Source organism: uncultured Pigmentiphaga sp., assembly GCF_937950555.1.
Lineage (GTDB): Bacteria > Pseudomonadota > Gammaproteobacteria > Burkholderiales > Burkholderiaceae_B > Pigmentiphaga.
This window is the reverse complement of the sequence record NZ_CALFCW010000004.1, coordinates 1-6,281: the sequence shown is the minus strand read 5'-3', so window position 1 is coordinate 6,281 and position 6,281 is coordinate 1. Positions and strand designations below refer to the sequence as shown.

The window sequence follows — 6,281 nt, the reverse complement described above, 5'->3', positions numbered from 1 at the left end:
TCGCCGCCATGGCCCTACGACGAGCTGCGCACGAAGGTGGAGAATGCCTTTCGGTACGCGACAGGCGGCTGGGGCGCAAAGACCGCCCTCGGCGAATTTGGCGACGTTTCCTCGATCGCCGGCGACCAAGGCCCACCGCCGCAACACATCCCCGAAACCGCCAAGCCTAAACCAACGAAACCGACATCAAAGCTGCATTTCCTCACATACGAAGAAATGCTCCGCCTCCCGGAGCCGGAATGGCTGGTCGAGGATGTAATCCAGCGAAACTCCGCCGCGCTCCTTTTCGGCAAGTCCAACAGCTTCAAATCCTTCCTCGCTATCGACCTCGGCCTATCCGTGGCCACGGGGCGGCCATGGCATGGCAAGCAGACCAGACAAGGCAAGGTGCTCTTTGTCGCTACCGAGGGCGCCAACGGCGTCGGCCGGCTCCGCATTCCCGGCTGGCTGGACCACTACGGCATCGCGCCAGAGCAACGAGCCAACGTGTTCCTCTACCCGCAGGAAATCTGCCTGGACGACAAGGAACAGGTCAAAGCGCTCATCGCGGCCTGCAAGGCCATCGGGGGCTTCGAGCTGATCGTGCTCGACATCTTCGGCGGCACGATGATGGGGTCCGAGATCGAGGACACCACGGCTCGCGCATGGGTTCACAATGTCCAGGCCATCATGCGGGCCACGGGGGCGGCGACGCTCACGGTAGCCCATACCGGCTGGCAGGACGATACGCGCGCCCGCATGCACACGCACTTCTGGGGGTCGTTCGATTCACGCATGAAGGTCGAGGGCGACAAGGAGAAAATGACCACCATGCTCATGATCGAGCGGCACAAGGACGCCGACAGCCGCGGGCAATGGGGGTTCAACCTGGAGCCTTCCGGCGAAACGCTCGTCCCCGTCTACGATCCCGAGGCGAGGTCCGATGGTCGGTCGTCATGGCCCGAAAGTCTGAGGAAGGCGGCGGAGGCGTTGGACGAGGCGATTGCCGAGCATGGCGTGTTGAAGTTCGGCAACCAGTGGCCCGCCTGCAAGGTGGTCGAAGTCCGCATTTGGAGGGAGTTCTGCGACAACCTCGGGTTGTCAAAATCGGACGATCCGGGCACCCGCGCGAGGGCTTTCAGGCGGGCCAGGGAACAGCTTTTGGGTAAAAAGGCTGTTGAAATTTGCGAAGATTTTGTGTGGCCGACGTTCAACAACGGGGGCTGAAAATGACTTGCAAGAGCAAAAGCGGACAAGGCGGACAAGGGCGGACAAAGGCGTTTTGTCCGCCGGTCAAGCCAACCGGGACCAGGGCGGGGGAGCGCGGACAAGCGAGGAGGGACACATACCTGAAGGTATGTGTCCTCTTTGTCCGCCCCCCTGTCCTCCGCTGCCTGCCCGTGTCCGCCCCCACCCTTGGCCATGAAATCGGGAGGTCGGCCGGTTGTCCGCCTTTTGTCCGTTTGTGGGCTGAATGTTGGATGATATGAAATCTTGCAAGAGCAAACGCGTTCGTGTTATACGACAAATCGCGCTCGCCGTGGCCGAGTTCGTCTTGAAGGTCGCGCTGCTGGTTGTGCTGGTTGTATTGGTTGTAACCGGTGGAAAGGAGAGAAAGTCTTGATCAAGCCGGGGAAGAAAATCGAAGTCGGTGATGAGTTCCGCTACCGTGGTCAGAAGTACGTCTGCGTGGCCGTGGAGCCGTACATCCGGAAGGACGGCGCGTTTTCCGGCATCGCCACGATCATGTCGAATTGCGCTAACTGCGGTGCCGAGTTCACGTTCACGGTTGGTATCAACACGACCAGGTTCAACGTGAACCGGAGATGTCCGGTGCATGCGGCCCCGCTGCAAAAGGTCCATCGGCGCAAGTTCGATTGATCGGATGAAATTGGACTTGGAGGAAAAATTGGACCCGCGGAAAAAATTGGACCTGGAGAAAAAACAGGAGGTGGAGGCCCGCGCGCTGGAGAGGGCGCTGGCCCGGATCCGGCGCATGCGGGAGAACGGCGGCGGGTCGCGTGCGCGTCCGGCTGTCAAGGTGGATTGGTCCAAGCACGCGCGCAAGGCGGCGAATACGCGCAAGCGTCGAGCGTCGAGGCGCAAGCGTGAGATCCAAGCGCAGAATGCGCCGGCGTTGCCCAGGCGCGGAGTCGCCAAGCTTGGGCTGCCTGGCTGGAAAGTCTTACTGGCGCGCATGGAACCGGGGCGGGTCTACCGAATGGCTGATTTTCGGGAGCTAATGCCGGAATACAGTTATTCAGGAATTAAAACGTTCGTGCTTTCCAAGCTTGTTCCCGGCGGGCTCATCGAGCAGCTCGATAATCCCGAGTATGAGCGCATGGTTGCGGAAAATCCCGCCTATAGTGTCCGGTATCTCTACAGAATGGCTGAGAAAGCCCCATATTTGGCCGCTGAGTGGCGTTCGGCGTTAGGTGAGTAGGGAACACTAGGGAAGGCAAGAATCGCGTGTACGGGCTTTCTAGGCGGGATTCTGAGGGTCGAGGTTTTGGCGAGCATGTGGGAGCGTGAGGGAAAAGAAAAAGCCCGCGATGGACGCGGGCTTTTGCAGGGTCGAGGTTTTGGTGGACTAGTCGGCGTGCGCGATACTGTCTGCCAGATAGCGCGGCAGCGTGTCGAGCGCGTAGGTGCGATAGAGCGGCCGTTGATACTCATTGTGTGCGAGATAGTAAGTCTCGGAGTCGAGGTCCGCTATGTGGGATTTTGCGGCCTTGCGCGAGTCGAAAGTCAACGGCTTGTCGCGCCAGTCTGTCAGCACGTCGCGGGTCTCGCTTGGGCCGTAAAAATAGCGTGTGCGTACGATTACATAAGGCATTTTTATCCCTCCTCACATTGGCGTTGATTGTGTCAAGATTAGCGTGATGACAAGCAGGGCGGCAAGAGTCCGCCCTGCAAGGCTTAGCAGCTGGATCATCGGAGTAGATCCGATGCATAGCCGTTGAAATATTCGCCGCGCACCACGGCCAGTAAATCGCGGAAGTCATAGAAATCGAATTGGTCACGGTATCGGCGAATGTAGTCGATTCTCTCCTGTGGCGTGTAGCATTCCTTCCAGACTCTGTCCGCTTCCTCCGCCTCCAATTCGGTCCAATGGTTCTCATCCAATACGGGGTAGTCTTCCAGCTTGGCGGCCAGGTTATCGGCGATTGCAAGTGCTTTACTGTCGCTCTCGTGAATCGCTATCCATTCGATCCAGCCTACCGCCCAATGAGACTCGTGCACTACCTTTACAGTCTCCGACTCTCCGCCCAGTGCTTCGAGCATCACGGCGAAATTGGATCGCTCTAGAGTGTCACTGTCGCGGCTTCGGCCGACTCCAGCGGAGTAGTATTCTGGCCACGTTGCGCCAAGGTAGCATTCGGGAAGGGTCCAGCGCTTGAGGTGCTTAGGCGTGTAATTTTCCATGATCGGCTTCCTTTCCTAAAATCCTACATTTCGCGGAAAACGAAATATGCGTAAAGCGTGCTTTCCGTGTCGTCGATTGGCAAATCCAGGAAAAATCGGCGCTGCCCTTTGCGTGCGGGCTTGATGCGATTGACCGCGGCATATGCGGCCTTGATTGCCTTATCTGCGGCTTTTTCTTTTTCCGGCGGCACCCAATCGGCGCCAAGCAAATAGGCCAGATCCGACGAACCCATTACGTAGCCGTGGCGTAGCTCATGCCGGATTGCGTCTTTGATCTCGGCCAGGGTCATCCCGCGGTGCACCGGGATTTGCACATGCGGAAGGTGATGGCCTGTCCAATAGTCCGGCAGGCAGGTATCGACGTGGCAGCATTCGAGTCTCATTGTCGGCTCCTCTTTTGTGCGTGCTTTCCTACAGAACAGGCGTGTTCAATCGTCATCCGTGCGGATGGATACGGTTCCGCAAAGGTTCCCGTTGAAGTCGCGCAGGGCGACCGGCGGCAAGCCGTCTCGCTCGAATCTGCCGGCGAGGTCGCGCAGGATCCGGGCTATTTCCTGTGCCGGAAACTCTTCAAAAGCGGAATTGCCGGTTTCGATTTTGATCGTGATGTGCTCGATGTTTGGCATTGTCGATTTCCTTCCTTGTGCGTGTTTTCCTACAACGTGGCTATGCCAAAGGTGGCATAGCTGGCCGCGGCGATGAATGCGGCGATTGCGGCGAGTGCGAGAAGGTCTTTGATCATGGCTCTACACCCATGCGGGCTTTACATCCGCGTCGGGCAGGTTCGCCAACCATTGCAAAACGTCAAAAGGTACGGCTTCTGCGAACCAGTCATGACCATACTTGTTTCCAGATTCTGGATGTTTTTTGCCCAGTAGGCCGTCCGGATGTTCGCTTGGCCTAAGCCAGCCAAGAGTTCTTTTTTCGGGCGATTTGTCCGGGTCCAGCATATAGCCATCTGGCGCGTCCGGCGATTCTGGTGAGTCGGTCCAAATGACAAGGCTAAGCGACATGTTCGCCAGTTTGGTTTGCTCTTTGGTAGGCGTGAAAGTCTCGCCGGACTTAATCGCGGCGATGGCTTCCTTTTCCGCGTCGAGCAACGCCGAGAAAAGTTCTGATTTGAGCTTGTAATGGTGCCCGAATACTTCGCGCTTGGCTATTTCATGCCAGCCGTCTTTTTTCATTGCGGCATCATATGCGCGCATATCGTTCATATGCCATTCGCGCCAAATATCCAGGAATTTCTGGATCATTTCCGGCGACCAATTGGGCGCTATTTCCGCAAAATCCCAAGAGTCTGCGTGCATTTCTATCTGCCCGCATGATCCGCGGCAGTCACCATTAGGCAGTGGGCCCTCTACTCCCGAAATTGAGAGACGGCCGTCGGCGTATGTGATTCTGCAAAAGACATTCCCATAATCTTTAAGGCGGCCGATTCGTACGATTTTTTCAAAATCCATAGTAGATCCCCCCTTTAGCGGATTGACGCCATGTAGGCAAAAGAGAGTTTGTGTTGGATTGCGAGTCGCCGCGCGACTCGGATCCGCGACCGCTTGGAGTCGCGGGCTTGACAATCGTATTTGTGCGGTTTGGTCATTTCGGTCCCTCCATTTTTCGGAAAATCCTACATGTGGGGCTTAGGCGCCCATTAGTCTGTAAAACCGAAGGTATCCTAAGACTCTGTATTGGTCATCCGCCCAATTGTGCAAGCGTTTCATTTCATCATCATATTCCGCTTGCGTTAAGCGTCCCGACAGGAGCATGGAATCGAGCATGTCCACTCGCCTTTCAACGCGCCGTTCAATCTGATCTTCGGTCATGGTTCGGTTCCTCTTTTTTCGGAAATCCTACATGCGGGGCTTAGATGCCCCGCGCCTCTTTGTACGCTGCAAGCTTGGCGCGCCATTCGGCGGCCTTTGCGCCCAGTGACTCGGACCGTTCGACATGGCCTTGCGCACGGTGCCATGCCGCGCGACGGTCAAACCACGAGATCATGTCCTCGTGGATTTTGACGTTGTGGGCGTAAATCTCGGCCTTTAGAGATTCGATAGCAGGAGTCATGTCGGTTTCCGTTGGTTTGTGTGGATTTACGTTGTGCAGTATATTGCCGCATAATCCGACAGTCAACAGAAAAAGGTCAATAAATGTCAAAAGGCAGCAAACCACGGGATCCGCTCACGCCGTCCAAGGTAGCTAATATGTTGGAAAATCAAGGAATTTCGCTTTCTGAAAAACAGTTTTTGATGCTCTATTTTTACCTTCAGGGCGCCACTAAGACAGAGGCATGCGTCAAGGCTGGCCTTCGCCCAGAGAGCGCGACGGTCCTTTTCGGCGGCAAGAAAGTGCAGGCGGCAATCGCGGCTGTGCTGGAAAAATTCCTGGTAGGCGACGCTGCGCCTGCGGCTCTGCGCGTCCTCTATCAGATACTGCACGATACCAGGGCAGCGCCTGGCGTGCGCGTGCAGGCGGCGAATAGCCTGCTGGACCGCGCTGGCTTTGACGCCAAGCGCCTGGCACAGGCAGCGAGCGATGGCGACAAGCTAGATAGCGAAAAGACGGCCGACGAACTACGCGCCGAGATTGCCGCGCTGGAGCGTGAGCTGAGCAATCGAGCGCGCGACGTGACGCCAGACGCGCCAAATGACGTGCCAATCGATCCGCAAATCATTGATATTTTTGAGTAAGTATCCGCCTATGCAAGGCGGCGACGCGTCCGGCGATGCGCCCAGGGACGCGTCCGGCGATGCGCCCAGGGACGCGTCCGGCGATGCGTCTCGGTCCGGACCCGCCCCCTGGCCCCCCACTGGAGCGGGAAGTGCGAAGCCTGCGTAGATCGGAAGAGCACACGTCTGAACTCCAGTCACTGACCAATCTCG

10 protein-coding genes are annotated in these 6,281 nt (G+C 57.2%); 4 read left to right on the top strand and 6 right to left on the bottom strand.

Translation table 11 applies throughout. From position 1 onward, the window contains the following. The 3 genes from Q0319_RS00245 to Q0319_RS00235 all read left to right on the top strand — a co-directional run. Nucleotides 1–1,206 (top strand): AAA family ATPase (locus Q0319_RS00245; RefSeq protein WP_299450064.1); only part of this gene is annotated, 1,206 nt, incomplete at its 5' end. Between the two features lie 393 nt (nt 1,207–1,599). Continuing rightward, nucleotides 1,600–1,860 carry a hypothetical protein gene (locus tag Q0319_RS00240; RefSeq protein ID WP_299450062.1) on the top strand — a complete coding sequence of 87 codons (261 nt, stop codon included), beginning with the start codon at nt 1,600–1,602 and terminating at the stop codon, nt 1,858–1,860. Nucleotides 1,861–1,864: 4 nt separating this feature from the next. Further along, the gene (locus Q0319_RS00235) at nt 1,865–2,422 is read left to right on the top strand and encodes a hypothetical protein (RefSeq protein ID WP_299450060.1); all 558 of its coding nucleotides are present in this window, start codon (nt 1,865–1,867) and stop codon (nt 2,420–2,422) included. 147 nt (nt 2,423–2,569) lie between these two features. Here the strand turns inward: Q0319_RS00235 and Q0319_RS00230 are convergent, their stop codons facing one another. From Q0319_RS00230 to Q0319_RS00205, 6 genes are all read right to left on the bottom strand, one after another. Next, the gene (locus tag Q0319_RS00230; RefSeq protein ID WP_299450058.1) at nt 2,570–2,815 is read right to left on the bottom strand and encodes a hypothetical protein; all 246 of its coding nucleotides are present in this window, start codon (nt 2,813–2,815) and stop codon (nt 2,570–2,572) included. Nucleotides 2,816–2,910: 95 nt separating this feature from the next. Beyond that, nucleotides 2,911–3,405, bottom strand: a complete 495-nt coding sequence (locus Q0319_RS00225; protein WP_299450056.1) for a hypothetical protein — start codon at nt 3,403–3,405, stop codon at nt 2,911–2,913. Between the two features lie 23 nt (nt 3,406–3,428). Continuing rightward, nucleotides 3,429–3,695: a hypothetical protein gene (locus Q0319_RS00220; protein WP_299450053.1), complete on the bottom strand. Its 267-nt coding sequence runs from the start codon at nt 3,693–3,695 to the stop codon at nt 3,429–3,431. A gap of 138 nt (nt 3,696–3,833) precedes the next feature. Further along, nucleotides 3,834–4,031, bottom strand: a complete 198-nt coding sequence (locus Q0319_RS00215; RefSeq protein ID WP_299450050.1) for a hypothetical protein — start codon at nt 4,029–4,031, stop codon at nt 3,834–3,836. A 120-nt stretch (nt 4,032–4,151) separates the two neighbouring features. Next, complete coding sequence (locus Q0319_RS00210) at nt 4,152–4,865, bottom strand: hypothetical protein (RefSeq protein ID WP_299450047.1); 714 nt, start codon at nt 4,863–4,865, stop codon at nt 4,152–4,154. A gap of 400 nt (nt 4,866–5,265) precedes the next feature. Then, complete coding sequence (locus Q0319_RS00205; protein ID WP_299450044.1) at nt 5,266–5,466, bottom strand: hypothetical protein; 201 nt, start codon at nt 5,464–5,466, stop codon at nt 5,266–5,268. An 83-nt stretch (nt 5,467–5,549) separates the two neighbouring features. Between Q0319_RS00205 and Q0319_RS00200 the strand changes: the two genes are divergently transcribed. After that, complete coding sequence (locus Q0319_RS00200; RefSeq protein ID WP_299450041.1) at nt 5,550–6,089, top strand: hypothetical protein; 540 nt, start codon at nt 5,550–5,552, stop codon at nt 6,087–6,089. Nucleotides 6,090–6,281 lie beyond the last annotated feature (192 nt).